Source organism: Massiliimalia timonensis (assembly GCF_900186585.1).
Taxonomy (GTDB): domain Bacteria; phylum Bacillota; class Clostridia; order Oscillospirales; family Ruminococcaceae; genus Massiliimalia; species Massiliimalia timonensis.
Genome location: NZ_FYDD01000003.1, coordinates 342,387 through 359,171, shown reverse-complemented (window position 1 = coordinate 359,171; position 16,785 = coordinate 342,387). Strand labels below are relative to the sequence as shown.

Sequence of the window (16,785 nt, the reverse complement as noted above, 5' to 3'; positions counted from 1 at the left end):
AGGTTGTTTGAACCTATGATCCAAACTATCCCAATCCAGACCAACTCCCCTTATGACGTTACCATCGGGCAGGATATTCTTGAACGCGCTTATGAAATCGCCCGTCCTCTTTCCAAGTTCCAAACGGTGCTGATCGTATCGGACGATAACGTCGCCCCGCTGTATCTGGAACAGGTCAAGCGCAGTTTCCCCGCCCATATCCAAATTCACACCTTTATCATCCCGCACGGCGAACAGTCAAAAAATGCGCAGAATCTGTTAAAGCTGATGGATCTCTGCGCAGAAAACTCCATGACCCGCTCCGATTTAATGATCGCGCTGGGCGGCGGTGTTGTCGGGGATCTAACAGGATTTGCGGCTTCTATTTATCTGCGCGGCATCCCTTATCTGCAAATCCCGACCAGCCTGCTGGCGCAGGTGGATTCTTCGGTCGGCGGAAAAACTGCGATCGATATTTCCGCAGGCAAAAACCTAGTCGGCACCTTTTACCAGCCCGCTGCCGTTTTATGCGACACCAAGGTGCTTTCCACCCTGCCGGACGAAGTGTTCCACGACGGGGTGGCCGAGATCATCAAATACGGCTGTATCTATGATGAAGCGCTGTTTGAGGAGATCCCCAAAATCTGGGAGCCGGAGCATCTTCTTTCTATCATCAAGCGCTGTATTGAGATCAAGGCCGAAGTCGTTTGCCAGGATGAACTGGACAAGGGGTTGCGCATGATCTTAAACTTTGGACATACCATCGGCCATGCAGTTGAAAAATACTATCATTATAAAACTTATACCCACGGGCAGGGCGTTGCGATCGGCATGGCTTTTTTGACCGCTATCTCTGAACGTGCCGGGCTTACCAAACAAGGCACCACCCTGCGCCTGCTAAAGCTGATCCAGCAGTTTGGCCTGCCGGTCACCTGCAATCTTTCTAATCAGGATCTCATGGAAATCTGCGCACTGGATAAAAAAAATATCGGCGGCGGGTTAAACCTGATCCTATTGTCTGAGATTGGGCACGCGTTTGTCCACCGGGTCACGAACGATGAATTGGAACAGCTTTTATCTCTTCGGGAGCCGGAGCTTCCGGAAAATGTAGAACTGCTCCCCACCCATCTGCGGGGCGAGGTCACCATCCCTCCCTCTAAAAGCATTCTGCACCGGGCGTTGATCTGCGCCTCTCTGGCAAAGGGGAGCAGTACGATCCATCATGTGGTTTTTTCGGAGGACATCCGGGCCACCATGGAGTGCATGAAGCAGTTTGGCGCCTCTTTTGAAGTCCACGATGATGCTATTACGGTACATGGAGTTGAATCTGTCCCGCAGAAGGCCTCGTTCTCCTGTCAGGAATCAGGTTCTACCCTTAGGTTTTTGATCCCTATCGCCTCTGCTTTTGGGATTGACGCCTTTTTCACCGGAAAAAACCGTTTAGTCACTCGGCCGTTAGATTTGTATGAATCAGCGCTTTCCTCCCACGGGGTGACCGTCCAGTACGCAGGGCAGCTCCCCTTTGCAGTAAAAGGACAGCTTTGCTCCGGTGTCTATCAAATTAAAGGGAATGTCAGCTCCCAGTTTATTACAGGCTTGCTGTTCGCTCTGCCTCTCCTCCCGGAAGAAAGTATCATCGAGGTGCTTCCCCCCTTTGAATCAAAGAGTTATGTAAAAATCACGTTACAGGTGTTAAAACAATTCGGGATCGAAGTGTTCGCCGAGGGGGATCGATACCGGATCCCCGGCGGGCAGCAGTATAAGCCCTGTGATTTTTCTGTGGAAAGCGACTTTTCTCAGGCCGCATTTTTCTTGGTGGCCGACGCGCTTGGCGCGTCAGTGACCTTGCGTCAGTTTGACCTTCGTTCCATCCAGGGCGACCGGGCCGTACTGGACGTCTTGCAAAAAGCTGGATGCCGGATCATCTGCCGGGAGGGAGCGCTCACCTGCAAGCCTGCTCAGCTTACCGCCTTTGAAATCGACGGTTCCGATATTCCTGACCTTGTTCCGATCCTTTGTGTGCTGGCCTGTTTCTGCAAAGGTACCAGCAGGATCAAACAGGTAAAGCGTTTGCGCATCAAGGAAAGCGACCGTATTGCTTCCACAATGGAGCTCATTCAAAAAATGGGAGGTTATGCTCATTACGATGAGGAAAACGACTGCCTGACCGTAGAGGGCGAAAAACAGCTTCACGGTGCAGAGATCCAAAGCTACAACGATCACCGGATCGCTATGTGCGCGGCAGTGGCCGCCGCTGTGGCAGAAGGTGTAACCAGTATAAAAAATGCCGCCTGTGTAAAAAAATCTTACCCGGCATTTTTCCACGATTATCGGAATTTAGGAGGGATCTGTCATGGCTTCCATCTGGAATAACGGAATCTCACTTTCCATTTTTGGGGAGTCCCATTCTGCGGCGATCGGGGTCGTGATCGACAACCTGCCGCCGGGGAAAAAAATCAATATGGACCGCGTCATCAGCTTTATGAAACGGCGGCAGGCAAAATCCGACGGTACGACCACCTCAAGGATCGAGCCGGATATTCCCGAAATCCAGTCGGGGCTTGTGAACGGCGTCACTACCGGCACTCCCCTTGCATTTTTGATCCATAATACCAATGTGCGTTCCCAGGATTACCAGAATGTTCAGACGACCGTCCGCCCCGGACATGCCGATTATACAGGGAACGTCCGGTATCAGGGCGCCAATGACATTCGAGGAGGAGGACATTTTTCCGGGAGGCTCACTGCTTGTATGGCGGCGGCCGGAGCTGTCTGCGGGCAGATTTTAGAAGAATACGGGGTGTATGTGGCCGCCCACCTGCTTTCAGTATATGACATCCATTGCAACAGCTTGGATACGATGTCCCTGACAAAAGAAAAGCTTGCTGAAATACGCGCTCTTCCCTTTCCTGTGATCAACGAAGTCAAACGGCTTCAGATCATTGACCGGATCAATCAGGCAAGGCTGGCGCAAAATTCGGTAGGCGGTGTTGTGGAATGCGCTGCGATCGGGATGCCTGCAGGGATCGGTTCCCCGATCTTTGATAATTTGGAAAGCATCATTTCCTCGATCATTTTCAGCATCCCTGGCGTTAAGGGAATTGAATTCGGCGAAGGGTTTCACGCGGCGGAACTGATGGGCAGTGAAAACAATGATTCATTCTATTATGACAAAAATACGGTAAAAACCAAAACAAACCGCCATGGCGGGATTTTGGGCGGGATCTCCTCGGGGATGCCAATCAATTTTCGGGTCGCTATGAAGCCGACCCCTTCTATCTCTTTAGAACAGGACACAATAGATCTTGCACAGAAAAAAGAGGTCAGGCTGGGGATCGTTGGCAGGCACGACCCCTGTATTGCCGCCCGGGCCGTCCCTGTTGTGGAAGCCTGCTGTAATATCGCTTTATTATCCGCGATCATAAAACAAAAAGGAATCTAAATAAAAGGAAACCGCTGTGTAGCAAACAACACAGCGGTTTCCTTTTATTTTGTTTTCATCAATGTTTCCGCGCAGTTCCTTAAATCCTGTTCTGATGTCAAATTTACTCCGGTCTGCTTCATCATCTCTTGGATATGGACCGGTAAGGAGGAAAAATATTCTTCTGCCCGTTTGTTTTCGGCAAAAAGCTGGTTTAAATTGTCGTTCATAATCATCGTTCCTTTCCACGTGGTATACCCTTAGTATGGGAGGAAAAATGCGGAATATACGCCAAAAAGCGGTGAAAGAAACTTTCACCGCTTTTCACTATTAGCATTATGCTTTGATCAAGCTTATGCCATCCATCTCCGCCGGTTTTTCCAAACCAAGAATCTGCAGCATTGTCGGGGCAATATCAGCAAGCTTTCCGCCCTCACGGAGTTCGCAATCCATACCGGCTACGATAAACGGGACCGGATTTGTGGTATGTGCCGTGAACGGTGAGCCGTCCGGTTCATACATCTGGTCGGCATTCCCGTGGTCAGCGGTGATCAGCGCTACGCCGCCTTTCGCAAGGACAGCGTCAACCGTCCTGCCAACGCAGGCATCAACCGCTTCCACCGCCGCTTTGGCAGCGTCAAACACGCCGGTGTGGCCTACCATATCGCAGTTTGCATAGTTTAAGATGATCACGTCATACTTGTCGGATTCGATTCGCTTTACTACTTCGTCACAAACTTCATAAGCGCTCATTTCCGGTTTTAAATCGTAAGTCGCTACTTTCGGGGAATTGATCAGCGCGCGGTCTTCCCCATCAAAGGTAGCTTCAACACCGCCGTTAAAGAAGAACGTAACATGCGCGTATTTTTCAGTTTCCGCAATTCTCAGCTGGGTCAGGCCGTTTTTGCTGATGTATTCGCCAAAGGTGTTTACCAAGGTCTGCGGTTTGAACGCAACGTCAACATTCGGCATGGTAACGTCGTACTGGGTCATGCAGACAAAGCACAGCGGGAATCTGCCGTTACGTCGTTCAAAGCCTTCAAACGCGTCGTCCACCAAAGTACGGGTGATCTCCCTTGCGCGGTCAGGGCGGAAATTAAAGAAGATCACGCTGTCGCCTTCCTTAATTTTTCCATTCGGATCGCAGACAGTCGGAACAACAAATTCATCGGTAACATCTTCCGCATAGGATTTTTCGATCGCGTCTACCGGATTGGTATTCTGCACGCCTTCCCCATAAACCATCGCATCATACGCCTTACCAACACGTTCCCAACGGTTGTCACGGTCCATGGCATAATATCTGCCTATTACTGTAGCAATTTTCCCAACACCGATCTCGTTCATCTTGTTCAGAAGTTCTTCAATAAACTCTTTACCGGAAGTTGGCGGAACATCACGGCCGTCCATAAAGCAGTGAACGTAAACGTCTTCAATCCCAAAACGCTTTGCCAGTTCCAGCAGGCCGTAAAGATGCTCGTTATGGCTGTGAACGCCCCCGTTGGACAAAAGTCCCATCAGGTGCAGGGCTTTATTATTGGCACGGCAGTTATCCATTGCCTTGACCAGCGCCGGGTTTTGAAAAAAGTCGCCGTCCTGAATGGATTTGGTGATCCGGGTCAATTCCTGATACACCACGCGGCCTGCGCCGATATTGGTATGCCCAACTTCAGAATTCCCCATCTGCCCGTCCGGCAAACCGACATTCAGCCCGGAGGCACCAATATAGGTCATTACGCCGTTTTGCATGATCCGGTCTAAATTCGGTTTATTAGCCGCAGTGATCGCATTGCCATAATCCGAATCGTTTCTGCCGTATCCATCCATAATAATCAATGCTAATGGTTTTTTCATGTAAATATCCTCCAAAACAGTTCGCTCAAAGAGCTTACTACACTTCAAGATTAGCCGTTGCTGGCAGCTTTTACGATCACGGAGAAATCCTCAGCCTTCAAGGCAGCACCACCGATCAGACCGCCGTCAACGTCCGGCTGTGCAACCAGTTCTTCTGCATTTTTGGCATTCATGGAACCGCCGTATTGGATCGTCATTGCATCCGCGGCAGCTTGATCATACATCTGCGCAATAACAGAACGGATAATTGCACAAACTTCGTTTGCTTGTTCTGCTGTTGCGGTTTTCCCGGTACCGATCGCCCAAACTGGTTCATAAGCAATGATAACCTGCTTCAATTCTTCTTTGCTCACATCTTTGAGCGCGATCTTGGTCTGCATTGCAACCAGTTCTGCGGTAATGCCGTTTTCACGGTCTTCCAGCATTTCGCCGACACAAAGGATCACGTTTAAGCCGGCTGCGATTGCAGCTTTTGTTCTCTTGTTTACAGTAACGTCTGTTTCCCCAAAGTACTGTCTTCTTTCGCTGTGGCCAATGATCACATATTCCACGCCCATTTCGGTCAGCATATCGGCGGAGATTTCACCGGTAAATGCGCCGGATTTTTCAAAGTGGCAGTTTTCCGCGCCAACTTTAATATTGGTGCCCTCTGTCGCCGCCAAAGCGGTTTCCAGGTTGGTGTACGGCACACAAATCACGACGTCGCAGGAAGCGTCTGCAACCAGTGGCTTTAAATCTGTAATCAGAGCTTTGGCTTCTGCCCTGTTTTTATTCATTTTCCAGTTTCCTGCGATCACAGCTTTTCTTAATGTCTTGTTCATAGCATTTTCTCCTTATTATTTTTAGATACGAGAATAACGGGCAGGCAATGGCTACCTGCCCGTTTGTTCAACTTACTTATCGCTGACGCATTCAATGCCCGGCAAAGCTTTTCCTTCTAAGAATTCCAAGGAAGCGCCGCCGCCTGTAGAGATGTGGGTCATCTTGTCGCCAAATCCCAAAGTATTTACAGCCGCAGCAGAGTCACCGCCACCGATGATGGTGATCGCGTCGGTTTCAGCCAGTGCTTTTGCAACCGCAATCGTACCCTCTGCCAAGGTCGGGTTTTCAAACACGCCCATCGGCCCGTTCCAAACTACCGTTTTTGCAGATTTTACCGCGTCCGCAAACAATTCGCGGGTCTTTGGCCCAATATCAACACCCATCATTTCCGGATCCATTTCCGCATCGTTGCAGACCTTTGTTTCAACCGGAGCGTCGATCGGGTTCGGGAAGTCCTTGATCATCACATTGTCAACCGGAAGCAACAGGGAAACGCCCTTTTCTTCCGCCTTTTTCAGCATATCTTTGCAGTAATCAATCTTGGAATCATCAACCAAAGATTTTCCGACATTATATCCTTTTGCTTTCAGGAAAGTAAATGCCATGCCGCCGCCGATAATGAGGGTATCTGCTTTATTGAGCAGATTTTCAATGACATTCAGCTTGTCCGCAACCTTTGCGCCGCCTAAAATGGTAACAAATGGTCTTGCAGGATCTTCCACTGCATTGCCCAGATATTTGAGCTCTTTCCCCATCAGGTAACCAACGCATGCTTCATCCACATAAGAAGCAACCCCAACGGTGGAGCAGTGCGCGCGGTGCGCAGTACCAAATGCGTCGTTTACAAACACGTCGCACAGGCTGGCCAGTTCTTTGCTGAACGCTTCGCCGTTTTTGGTTTCTTCCGCACGGTATCTGGTGTTCTGAAGCAGAACAACGTCGCCGTCTTTCATCGCGGCGACTGCCGCTTTTGCGTTTTCACCAACAACGTTGTCGTCAGCAGCGAAAACAACTTCTTGTCCCAGCAGTTCAGACAATCTTTTTGCAACTGGAGCCAAAGACAGTTCCGGTTTTGGTTCCCCTTTCGGTTTTCCAAGATGAGAGCAAAGGATCACTTTCGCACCGTCTGCGATCAATTTTTTAATAGTCGGCAGAGCGGCAACGATCCTGTTTTCATCGGTGATCACGCCGTTTTTCAGCGGAACGTTAAAGTCACAACGAGCCAGCACTTTTTTTCCGGCAAAATTAATGTCATCAACAGTCTTTTTGTTCAAAGAAGCCATTTGATTCATCCTTTCAAATGATTAAATTACTTGTTTTTATTCATTCGTAAAACCAAATCATGCTTGGTTAAACTTCTAACAAACTATCATCATTGTACACTAAAAAGGAACTTTTTGCAAGTAAAATGTTTCCTGTCAGCGGCAATATACTTTGGATATTTTGCATATCCGGACAGTCAAAAATTAGTGCTTCTGCGCACCTTTAATTACGATGCCCACCAGATTTGCACCGATATTGATGGAAATCGTTGCCCCGATCTGGACAATGTCTGCGGCGGGGTACCCAATCGCTTTTTCCATTTCCTTGATCAGCTTGTCGCGTTCTTCCATATTATTCCCGTATAAAATGATGTATGGAGTCTTAGGCACGATGTGCTCTTTCGCAAATTTCACCAGTGTCGGAACAACCGCCTTGTCCCCACGCACCTTGGCAGGAGTCGCATTGTCCCCGTCAATAAAGGTGATGACCGGCTTTAAGCCCAGCAACTCCCCAACGAACGCCGCGGTACTGCTGACGCGGCCCGATTTTTTGGCAAATTCCAGAGAATAAGCGGTAGCGTAGATCTCCACGCTGTTGAACCAATCCTCCAAATAGGCTACGATCTCTTTTACCGCCGTACCCTTCTGAGCCTTTTTCGCCGCCTCTACCACAGCGTATCCATACGCGTAGGAATAGGTTTTAGCATCTAAGATATAAATAGTAAAATCCGCCTCCGGATGCGCTTCTTCAAAATGCTTTTTGGCCATCAACGCAGAGTTAAAGGTATTGGAACCTTTGGAGTTGATGCAGACATAGATCAGGTTTTGATACCCTTTCTTCCAGAATTCCTCAAATTTTTCTTCAAATTCCATCTGGGTGATCTGGGCATGGGTCGGTATTTTCGGCTCGCTGTAAAGGCGGGTATAAAAATCCTCTTTTACCGGAAAGTCCACCCGTTCGTAATAGGTTTCTTCCCCGATCGTCAGCGGGAAGCCTAAAATTTCGATCTCATAATCCGCTTCATACTGCGCAGGAATGTCTGAAGCAGAATCTGTCATAATTTTTGTGATTGCCATGAGCTTGTCCCCAATCCTTTCTTCCATTCATCTCAAATTCTACCATTCAAACCGGGTCAGCTGCCCGCTGACCTTCAGTTCCGGAAATCCCCACTGGCGCAGTACCTCGTAGGCCGCCAGGGCCACCGTATTGGAAAGGTTCAGGCTCCGCGCCTGCCCGATCATCGGCACACGCACCGCTGTGTCCGGGTTCTGGTACAGCAATTCTTCCGGAAGCCCGGCGTCTTCCCTGCCAAACACCAGATACGCCCGTTCGGGATACTCCACGTCAGCATAAATATGCTGCCCCTTGGTGGTGAAATAGTAGAATGGGCCTTCATTTTTAGAAAAGAAATCCGCAAGGCTGTCATAATAGGTGATGTCCAGCAAATACCAGTAATCCAGCCCGGCGCGTTTGAGCTTCTTATCATCGATCGTAAAGCCCATCGGTTTGACGATATGCAGCCTGGCGCCTGTCGCGGCGCAGGTCCGTGCGATGTTGCCAGTATTTTGCGGGATCTGTGGCTCCACCAGCACAATGTTCAGTTCTTTCATAGAGCGTCGTCCTTTTATGATTGCATTCTTGTATTATTTTAGCAAATTCACAGAAAAAACACAATAGGATTCCAAAAACATTTACAAAAGGGTCATGATATTCCCTATCATGACCCTTTTGCTTCGAAATACTATTCAAAATCGATCTCTACATCGCCACAGTCTGCCTGTGCGTCAATTTTATTCGCGGCAGATGGACCGCTTTCATAAGCCGGTTTTTCCTCGCCGTCAACCGTTACATCCCCTAAATCCGTGTTGGCCTTTATCATATAATCCTGTCGATTCCCCAAAACAGTCAAATTCAAATCTCCCAGATTTACCTTTGCCTGAATGTCGCCGGAAAGCTTTCCGTGAAGGTCCACACTCCCGGAATCGTTTTCCACCACGATCCCATTAACCGTGAGATCCTGTGCCTTAATATCTCCCAAGTTATCCTGCAATATTTCTACCGTTTCAAAGGTGCAGTGATTCAGGTCAATATCCCCGCAGTCATTGCTGATCCCAGTCACCCGGTCCGCTTCCACCGCATTCATCGAAAGATCCCCTAATTTTAAGGAAACTTCCAATGTTTTAACAAAGCTTTCCTCCAGCGTAATGTCGCCGCAGTCATTCTCCGCTTTTAGTTCCTGTGCAGACAAGCCCTTTAAAGAGAGATCTCCCAAGCTCAGATTTAAAATCATTTCCTGCGCCGTAATCCCCTGCACCGACAGATCGCCACACCCATTATTGACTTCCAGCTTCTCTAAAACGGCCGATTCCGGCAGATAAACGGTCACTGTCGGGGTCTTCTGGGTAAAAAAACCCATCTGGAACAGAAATCCGCTTTCCCTATTTTCGGACTGAATTTGCAGCGTATCCCCGGAAACCTGATATTCCAGCTTGTTGTTTGGTTCATAATAGGTCATCTCAATGCCATAATGGTCGGAGATCCTAAGCGATACGTCTGCCATATTCACATCGATCACAATGCTTTTCAGCTCCTGGCTAATCGTTTCCCTGACTTCCTGCCGGGAATCCTCCGATGGGTCCATCACCTGCAAACGCTCCCCGTCCCAAGCGATCCCATTCCAGCCACCTAACAGATATCCGGCGGTTCCCATGACCAAGCCCGATCCCAATGCAAATGCAAGCGATCGTTAAAACAACTTTTGTAAATTTACTCATTGCCAACTACCCCCTCTTTTGGCGCTGTCTTTTTCTTTTTTAAAACTTTTCCGAATACCCTGGCCACCCCATTGATGGATTTTCTGCCCAGCCAAATGCCAAATCGGCTGATCAATATCCCGATCCCAACTGCGACTAGGCCCACTCCAAAGAAAAACAGAGTTGTTGCAGGGGACTGTGCCAGTACAAAAATACTGCATACTGCACACAAAAGGCCGGTTAATAAAAGGCTGAACCCTGCCAGGAATACGCACAGCATCACCAAAAATGCCGCGATTGCCAAAACCAAAGCGACCGCCGCCAAAGCGACTGCGACCGGGACTGCGATCGGAGATGCAAAGATGGTAATGATCGTGAGCCACACCTTGGAAAACCCTTGTTTCGCATTTTTGGCGGGCTTCTGGTTATCCTTCACTACAAAGTCTGCTAAAATCCCCGCTGCTACCTCTTTTGGGGCGCCCAGTGTATTCGCTGTTTGCTCTTCCAGCTCTGGTCCGGCTTCTTCAAAATATTCCTCATAATACTGGATCGCACTTTCCCGTTCCTCGAACGGAAGACGCTCCAGTTCCTTTCTCAGTTCATATAAAAATTCCTTTTTATTCATTCTGGGTCCCCTCCTCTAAGATCTGGTCTACCTTCTTTTTATAAAGCTTCCATTCTTCCCTTGCTTCCAACAGGTTCTGCCGCCCTGCCTCAGTGATATGATAATATCTGCGGTTTCTGCCTTGGTACGGCTGGTCATATGTTTCCAGATACCCGCCCTTTTGCAGGCGGCGCATCACCGGATACAGCGTTGATTCAGAAATTTCAATCTTTCCTTTTACGCTTTGTGTCAGTACATAGCCGTAAGTATCCCCGCCGCTTAAAACAGCCAGCACACATGCCTCTAACAATGCAGAGCCCAACTGAAACGTCATATTTTCACTCCCCTTTTATATCTTTGATAATATTATATATTGTATAATATTATTTGTCAACAAAAAATCTCTTTCCCAAAGTTTAGGAAAGAGATTTTTTCATATTAACGGAACCGTCTTCTTCTTTTTTTCTTTTTCATCCGATAAGAAATCGTGAATACCAGATACAAAAAGAGCAGCAGTCCCAAAACGATCAGCGCTACCCGTACCCATTTATTGCCCACAAACTGTTGAGCCTGATAAATGATGTACTTCATCGTGCTTCGATTGACGTCGTTTGCAGCAATCAATTTTACAGTGGCGACAGTTTCCCCTTGGATCTGCAGGTCCATCGTGCCCACAACATCCCCTTTTTTGATCGGAGCAAGCACCTCCTCGTTCAAATGCGGCACTTTAGTCATCTCCGTGCTCAGATCCAGGTCCTCCGGCAGAAAATAGAGCACATCCTCGCCCGGCAAAGCCATCACATAGTTATTCCCGGAAGACAGCTCCACCGGAACCTCTGCAACATATTCCTCTAAGTCTACCAGGGAACGCATCGAAAAATCGCTGAATACCCAGTTGTAAAGCTTATTGCTGTCCCGGAATGTGGAATTCTGACGGTTTCCGTCTGCATCCCGGGTCGGCGCGCCCAAAACCACCAGCAGGTAGGTGTTCCCGTCTTTCTGCGCCATCGTCACCAAATTCTGGATATTGGATTTGGAAGCCGTCCCCGTTTTGATCCCCTTCACATACTGGTTGTAATAGGAGGAATTTTTATTCATCATGGAATTGGTATGGGTCCAGTACCGGGTAGAATCATCTTCGCCCCGTTTGTTAGTAGGGGGGAGCTCGTAATAATAAGAGGTCGCGATCTCTTCAAACTTTGGCAGAGAAAGCGCATATTTGGTGATCAAATACATGTCATATGCCGTAGTAAAGGAATCGCCGTCATTCAGCCCATGGGGGTCTGCGAAAACCGTGTCCTTCGCCCCGATCTCTTTCGCCTTGTCGTTCATCATCTTGACAAAGGACGCGGTATCCTCTTGGCAGAAGTAATAAGCAATCGTTCCGGCAGAGTCACAGCCGGATTTCAGCATCAGCCCGTACAGCAGGTCTTCCATCGTCATCTCTTCCCCGGCGCTCATCCCGGCGTTTGAGGCATTTCTGCCATAAAGGTCGTCAAACACAAAAACTGGGGCCGTCACCTTTGTGCTCAGATCCTCACAGTTTTCCAAGGCGATGATCGCCGTCATGATCTTTGTCAGGGAGGCAGGGCAGAACTGCTTGTCTTTATTCTTTTCATAAATGACCGTATCCGTATCCAAATTGACCAGATAGGCTCCTTCGCTCGCGATCTCAAAATCCGGGTTAAAGGTCAAAGCCCTTGCCGGAACACAAGCCACCGTAAAAACGATCATAAATACAGCGACCAGCGAAATCAGTCTTTTTGCTTGTTTCAACGTTATGCTCTTCCTTTCTTTCTCCAAACAGCTAACGCTATTATAACACACTTTTTTTAGAAATCCTATCCCCAAATTCTTAAAAATTCCCTATACTAGGATTTGTTTTTTTCACTTTTAGCTGTTATAATAGAAAATAAATCGAGGATAAAAAGGAGCGTTATTCATGAGTAATTATAAATTTGACACCAAGCTGATCCATTCCGGCTACACGGTAGAGCCTACCTCAAAATCCGTGACTCCGCCAATTTACTTGACTAATGCGTATCAGTTTGACGATTCCCAGCATGCCCAAGATCTTTTTGAGCTGAAGCAGGGCGGGAATATTTACACCCGCCTGCAAAATCCGACCTGCGACGTATTGGAACAGCGCATGGCCGATCTGGACGGCGGTGTGGGCGCTTTATCCTTTGCTTCCGGACACGCCGCGATCTTCAACACTATGATTAACCTCGCAAGCGAAGGGGACGAGATCGTCGCCTCCAACGCCATTTACGGCGGAGCGATCAATATGCTGGGCGTCACCCTAAAGCGTCTGGGTATTACGGTAAAATTTGTCAACCCGGATCACTTGCAGGAGTGGGAGGACGCCATCACCGAAAAAACCAAAGCGCTGTTTTTTGAGATCGTCGGCAACCCGAACGCCAATGTTGTCGATATCGAAGCAGTTTGTGAAATCGGCCATAAGCACGGGATCCCGGTGATTGCGGATTCCACCTTTACCACCCCGTACCTTTGCCGCCCGATCGAATTCGGCGCGGATATCGTGATCCATTCCGCCACCAAATTTTTGGGCGGTCACTCCAACGTGATGGGCGGGATCGTTGTGGATTCCGGGAACTTCCAATTTAAAGGGAACCCGCGTTTCCCGCTTTACAATGAACCGGATCAAAGCTATCACGGCGTTGTCTTCGGTGATCTTGGCAGTCAGGCGTTTATCCTGCGCCTGCGCGCGCTGGTCACCCGCGATTTAGGCGCCTGCCTGTCCCCGTTCAATGCGTTTATGCTGTTACAGGGGATTGAAACCCTTTCCCTGCGGATGCAGCGCCACTGCGAAAACACCAAAAAGGTGCTGGAATACTTATCTTCCAACGATTCGGTTTCCTTCATCAACTATCCTACCCTGCCGGACAGCCCATACCGTCATTTAGCTGAAAAATACCTTCCTTTGGGCGCGGGGGCTGTGTTTACCTTCGGCCTAAAGGGCGGAAAGGAAGCAGGGCGCAAATTTATTGACAGCTTAAAGCTGTTAAAACACGTCGCCAACGTTGGGGACGTCCGTTCTTTGGTGATCCATCCGGCGACCACTACCCACAGCCAGCTTTCTTCCGAACAACTGAAAGCCGCAGGGATCAGCGAAGAAACAGTGCGCCTTTCCATTGGTCTGGAGGATGCACAGGATATTATTGCCGACCTTGACCAGGCTATTAAATTGGCTGTAAAATAAGGAAAACTTTCAAAAAGCGTTTCCCGGAGAAACTCCGGGAAACGCTTTTTTAGGTGTCTCGTCTAAGGGGAGTTATTGATTTATCTTTGCTAACATCCATCGGGCCGCTTCTTGGGCTGTTATGCCAGTTACGTCAAGATGTATCGTTTCCATCTTTTCATAGAGAGAACGCCGCTCTAAGCTTCTTTCTATCGTTTCTTCATCGCGTTTTCCCTCCCGAATATCCTTTTCCAGCCGCCTTACCAGTTCTTCCTTGGAACAGTTCAAGGTAAAGCAGGAAAGCCTGTCATATCCCGCTGTGATTCGCCGCAGAATCTCTTTTATGATTTCTTCCTCCTGCATCACCCAACAAAACAAAACCGTTTCATAAACAGAACAGCGCAAAAAGTTAGAAAGCAGTGTGCTGATATTTTCCAAGACCATCTCTTTTGTTTCCGGAGTCACCATAAAAGGATTCATATCCCAGCACCAATCACCATCTAAAAATACGCAATGGGTGAGCATACTTTTTAACTGTTGGCAGACAGTGGTTTTCCCTACTCCCATTGTCCCATTGACAAAAACCAGATGCTTCACCTATTTCCCGCCCCTTTTTTGATTCTATACCGCCGCCGATGATAAAAACAGGAAGCCTATCGGCTTCCTGTTTTTTAGTGAATTTTACTTAAGTACTTCGGCTTGATATGGAAGACGTACATGGAGATCAGCCGGGTCACTGCAATATCGTAAAGGAAAAACACCGCGTTTCCCAGTACCAATAAAATCCACACGCCGACCTTCAGCATTTCAAAATCCTGCATGACCTCGCTCATGCCAAGGACATAGATCATCACACAGTAGGAAACGACTGCCGCCGCGTTAAACAGGGCAAATTTCACCACCCACTGCACCGCCTTTTGGCTCAGGGTTTCAATTTTCCCCTTAACGATCGGATAATATCCCAAAAACGCAATAAACAGTACCACCGCTTCCTTGTTTGGTGTAACTACCAGCGATAAAAACGATACGGCCGCAAAGGCGATCAACGCACTGCGAAAGCCGAACTCAATGACCAGCACCGTTAAAAGCACCCCGGAAATAGCCGGCAAAGCGTATTCCGCAAAGGGAAACACGCCGGTAAAGAACATCATTACAAGGCTTAAGCAGGAAACGATCCCCCCAAGGGCTATCCGCAAACTCTGTTTCATCACAGCACCCCTTAACAGCAGGAGATCAGGTCACCGCCCATGCACTCACAGCAGCAGTCCGCACAGATAAGTCCGCTGCACATATCGCACGCTGAGCATCCGCCGGCATTCTGTGTAGTGCGGTATGGATTTGGGTTATTGTTATACCCGTTTCCAAAGTTGCCCTGCTTCTGCCACATGATGCGGTTCATTGCCGCACGGTATTCCGGATTATTCGGGTTTAAACGGCATGCTGAGGAGAAGTGGTTCGCCGCATCTTCCAGCCATCCTCGTGAGAAGTAAATGCTGCCCTTTAAGAAATACCATTCCCCGTCACGCATATTGGCTGGGACCCCGTCAAGCAATTCTTCCGCTTCCACCAAACGATTCTGCTGTATCATTCTGCGAATATCCCCCAAATGATTCGAGGAGGAAGAATAAGAAGCTTCGCCCGAAGCCTGATAGCTGTCGCGGCTAGTGGCAGAAGTATCTACTGTCTGCCCCTTGACCGGGCCGTGTAGCCGGCGTTCATTCATGATCAGCTCAAACGCCTCGTCGATCTCTTTCTTCTTTTGCACCGCAACATCCTTAAGCGGACTTTCCGCATAGCTATCCGGATGATATTTTGTCACCAGATTCCGATAAGCCTCTTTTACTTCATCATCACTGGCAGAAGAATTGATTCCCAATACGTCATATGGATTTGTCATTCCTTAATTTCCTTCCCACTGGATTCTAGTTCCGCTAAATTCTGCGAAACCTGATTTTTTTGATTTTTCTCTATTACTGATTTTAAGCTGCTGTGCAATCCCAGATAAATCAAATTATCCAGAATCGTCTTGTACCGTTTGATATTCAACAGTTCATATGCCGCCGCGATCTCTCCCACCGTCAGGTTTACGGCTCCGGCCGCATATTCCCGGATCTTTCCAAAATCAGGCGTACCCTGTACGGCTGCCCTGCGGTAAAAAATATTGTAGCTTCCGGTTTTGGCATCGTCCTCCAAATCGTCCAAAGCATCGATAAAGTATACATAACGCCCTACGAGATACCCCAAACGGGACAACACCTTTTTTTCTGTTTCCTGTTCGGAAAGTTCGGCAAATATCATCGACAAAGCCCTTGCCGACGGTTCTGCCGCCCGGTCCACACTCAGGGAATCGCTATGCTCCACCGCAAACTGCTCGGCCATACATTCGCCGACGATCCGGTCGATCTCCGGATGCATACGCTTTGCCTTTTTGCGTGCACAAGCAGCAAAAGGAAGCAAAGCGTATGCCTTGATTTTCCCGCTAAGCCCGCTATCCAAAATATTATCTTTTAACTTGTAATAAAACATGATCATCGCAGTAGAAGCACTGAATGTCAGATCATCACATGCCATCAGGCACGGCTTCTTTTTTAACGGATTCACCATACATTTTTCCAGCCTGAATCCACCGCACTTCTGCTGCAAAGACAGGGAAATCATAGCAAGAAAGGTAAAATCATAGCTTAAGGTCATTCTGGCAAATGGGCCATATCCCTTTCCTAATTGCTTGCACAAACCACAGTAAACCGCCTTATAGGTGTCAAATTCTTTCATCTTCATTTCCGGCTTAAACGGTTTGATATATCCAAACAACCACGTTCCCCCGTTTCTATTACTTGCAATACCATTATCTTACTGTAAATTCAGCATAAATTCATGAAAAATCTGT

At 48.3% G+C, this 16,785-nt stretch carries 17 protein-coding genes; 3 read left to right on the top strand and 14 right to left on the bottom strand.

The window, feature by feature from the left end; all coding sequences use genetic code 11:
* The first annotated feature begins 15 nt into the window (after window positions 1–15).
* On the top strand, window positions 16–2,352 hold the full coding sequence (aroA, locus tag CIB36_RS03680; protein ID WP_093988248.1) for a 3-phosphoshikimate 1-carboxyvinyltransferase: 2,337 nt from the start codon (window positions 16–18) through the stop codon (window positions 2,350–2,352).
* Window positions 2,333–3,421, top strand: a complete 1,089-nt coding sequence (gene aroC, locus CIB36_RS03675) for a chorismate synthase (protein WP_093988247.1) — start codon at window positions 2,333–2,335, stop codon at window positions 3,419–3,421. The genes aroA and aroC overlap by 20 nt, the downstream gene beginning before the upstream one ends.
* A gap of 44 nt (window positions 3,422–3,465) precedes the next feature.
* Here aroC and CIB36_RS13235 read toward each other — a convergent pair whose 3' ends face one another.
* From CIB36_RS13235 to CIB36_RS03630, 10 genes are all read right to left on the bottom strand, one after another.
* Window positions 3,466–3,630, bottom strand: a complete 165-nt coding sequence (locus CIB36_RS13235) for a hypothetical protein (protein WP_158662569.1) — start codon at window positions 3,628–3,630, stop codon at window positions 3,466–3,468.
* A gap of 106 nt (window positions 3,631–3,736) precedes the next feature.
* Complete coding sequence (gpmI, locus tag CIB36_RS03670; RefSeq protein ID WP_093988246.1) at window positions 3,737–5,254, bottom strand: 2,3-bisphosphoglycerate-independent phosphoglycerate mutase; 1,518 nt, start codon at window positions 5,252–5,254, stop codon at window positions 3,737–3,739.
* Window positions 5,255–5,304: 50 nt separating this feature from the next.
* On the bottom strand, window positions 5,305–6,075 hold the full coding sequence (gene tpiA / locus CIB36_RS03665) for a triose-phosphate isomerase (protein ID WP_093988245.1): 771 nt from the start codon (window positions 6,073–6,075) through the stop codon (window positions 5,305–5,307).
* 72 nt (window positions 6,076–6,147) lie between these two features.
* Window positions 6,148–7,359, bottom strand: a complete 1,212-nt coding sequence (locus tag CIB36_RS03660; protein WP_093988244.1) for a phosphoglycerate kinase — start codon at window positions 7,357–7,359, stop codon at window positions 6,148–6,150.
* Between the two features lie 183 nt (window positions 7,360–7,542).
* A complete protein-coding gene (locus CIB36_RS03655) occupies window positions 7,543–8,415 on the bottom strand; it encodes a DegV family protein (protein WP_093988243.1) in 873 nt (290 codons plus the stop codon).
* Between the two features lie 39 nt (window positions 8,416–8,454).
* Window positions 8,455–8,949 carry a tRNA (cytidine(34)-2'-O)-methyltransferase gene (locus tag CIB36_RS03650; protein WP_093988242.1) on the bottom strand — a complete coding sequence of 165 codons (495 nt, stop codon included), beginning with the start codon at window positions 8,947–8,949 and terminating at the stop codon, window positions 8,455–8,457.
* A 131-nt stretch (window positions 8,950–9,080) separates the two neighbouring features.
* Window positions 9,081–10,049, bottom strand: a complete 969-nt coding sequence (locus CIB36_RS03645) for a DUF4097 family beta strand repeat-containing protein (protein WP_093988241.1) — start codon at window positions 10,047–10,049, stop codon at window positions 9,081–9,083.
* A gap of 56 nt (window positions 10,050–10,105) precedes the next feature.
* Window positions 10,106–10,717 carry a DUF1700 domain-containing protein gene (locus CIB36_RS03640; RefSeq protein WP_093988240.1) on the bottom strand — a complete coding sequence of 204 codons (612 nt, stop codon included), beginning with the start codon at window positions 10,715–10,717 and terminating at the stop codon, window positions 10,106–10,108.
* The gene (locus CIB36_RS03635; protein ID WP_093988239.1) at window positions 10,710–11,030 is read right to left on the bottom strand and encodes a PadR family transcriptional regulator; all 321 of its coding nucleotides are present in this window, start codon (window positions 11,028–11,030) and stop codon (window positions 10,710–10,712) included. The genes CIB36_RS03640 and CIB36_RS03635 overlap by 8 nt, the downstream gene beginning before the upstream one ends.
* 104 nt (window positions 11,031–11,134) lie before the next feature.
* Window positions 11,135–12,472 (bottom strand): D-alanyl-D-alanine carboxypeptidase family protein, encoded by a 1,338-nt coding sequence (locus CIB36_RS03630; protein WP_093988238.1) that lies wholly within the window; start codon window positions 12,470–12,472, stop codon window positions 11,135–11,137.
* 166 nt (window positions 12,473–12,638) lie between these two features.
* On the opposite strand from CIB36_RS03630, the gene CIB36_RS03625 reads away from it, so the two are divergent.
* Window positions 12,639–13,919 carry an O-acetylhomoserine aminocarboxypropyltransferase/cysteine synthase family protein gene (locus tag CIB36_RS03625; protein ID WP_093988237.1) on the top strand — a complete coding sequence of 427 codons (1,281 nt, stop codon included), beginning with the start codon at window positions 12,639–12,641 and terminating at the stop codon, window positions 13,917–13,919.
* Between the two features lie 72 nt (window positions 13,920–13,991).
* Here the strand turns inward: CIB36_RS03625 and CIB36_RS03620 are convergent, their stop codons facing one another.
* The 4 genes from CIB36_RS03620 to CIB36_RS03605 all read right to left on the bottom strand — a co-directional run bounded on the left by CIB36_RS03620 (window position 13,992) and on the right by CIB36_RS03605 (window position 16,709).
* Entirely contained in the window at window positions 13,992–14,495 is a 504-nt protein-coding gene (locus CIB36_RS03620) for an AAA family ATPase (RefSeq protein WP_093988236.1), read from the bottom strand.
* 74 nt (window positions 14,496–14,569) lie between these two features.
* A complete protein-coding gene (locus tag CIB36_RS03615; RefSeq protein ID WP_093988235.1) occupies window positions 14,570–15,106 on the bottom strand; it encodes a hypothetical protein in 537 nt (178 codons plus the stop codon).
* 11 nt (window positions 15,107–15,117) lie between these two features.
* Window positions 15,118–15,795 carry a J domain-containing protein gene (locus tag CIB36_RS03610; RefSeq protein WP_093988234.1) on the bottom strand — a complete coding sequence of 226 codons (678 nt, stop codon included), beginning with the start codon at window positions 15,793–15,795 and terminating at the stop codon, window positions 15,118–15,120.
* On the bottom strand, window positions 15,792–16,709 hold the full coding sequence (locus CIB36_RS03605; protein ID WP_093988233.1) for a DUF5685 family protein: 918 nt from the start codon (window positions 16,707–16,709) through the stop codon (window positions 15,792–15,794). The genes CIB36_RS03610 and CIB36_RS03605 overlap by 4 nt, the downstream gene beginning before the upstream one ends.
* Window positions 16,710–16,785 lie beyond the last annotated feature (76 nt).

Coding starts and splice junctions, on each gene's coding strand:
- aroA (WP_093988248.1), top strand. CDS start 16: ATGATCCAAACTATCCCAATCCAGACCAACTCCCCTTATGACGTTACC.
- aroC (WP_093988247.1), top strand. CDS start 2,333: ATGGCTTCCATCTGGAATAACGGAATCTCACTTTCCATTTTTGGGGAG.
- CIB36_RS13235 (WP_158662569.1), bottom strand. CDS start 3,630: ATGAACGACAATTTAAACCAGCTTTTTGCCGAAAACAAACGGGCAGAA.
- gpmI (WP_093988246.1), bottom strand. CDS start 5,254: ATGAAAAAACCATTAGCATTGATTATTATGGATGGATACGGCAGAAAC.
- tpiA (WP_093988245.1), bottom strand. CDS start 6,075: ATGAACAAGACATTAAGAAAAGCTGTGATCGCAGGAAACTGGAAAATG.
- CIB36_RS03660 (WP_093988244.1), bottom strand. CDS start 7,359: ATGGCTTCTTTGAACAAAAAGACTGTTGATGACATTAATTTTGCCGGA.
- CIB36_RS03655 (WP_093988243.1), bottom strand. CDS start 8,415: ATGGCAATCACAAAAATTATGACAGATTCTGCTTCAGACATTCCTGCG.
- CIB36_RS03650 (WP_093988242.1), bottom strand. CDS start 8,949: ATGAAAGAACTGAACATTGTGCTGGTGGAGCCACAGATCCCGCAAAAT.
- CIB36_RS03645 (WP_093988241.1), bottom strand. CDS start 10,049: ATGGGAACCGCCGGATATCTGTTAGGTGGCTGGAATGGGATCGCTTGG.
- CIB36_RS03640 (WP_093988240.1), bottom strand. CDS start 10,717: ATGAATAAAAAGGAATTTTTATATGAACTGAGAAAGGAACTGGAGCGT.
- CIB36_RS03635 (WP_093988239.1), bottom strand. CDS start 11,030: ATGACGTTTCAGTTGGGCTCTGCATTGTTAGAGGCATGTGTGCTGGCT.
- CIB36_RS03625 (WP_093988237.1), top strand. CDS start 12,639: ATGAGTAATTATAAATTTGACACCAAGCTGATCCATTCCGGCTACACG.
- CIB36_RS03615 (WP_093988235.1), bottom strand. CDS start 15,106: ATGAAACAGAGTTTGCGGATAGCCCTTGGGGGGATCGTTTCCTGCTTA.
- CIB36_RS03610 (WP_093988234.1), bottom strand. CDS start 15,795: ATGACAAATCCATATGACGTATTGGGAATCAATTCTTCTGCCAGTGAT.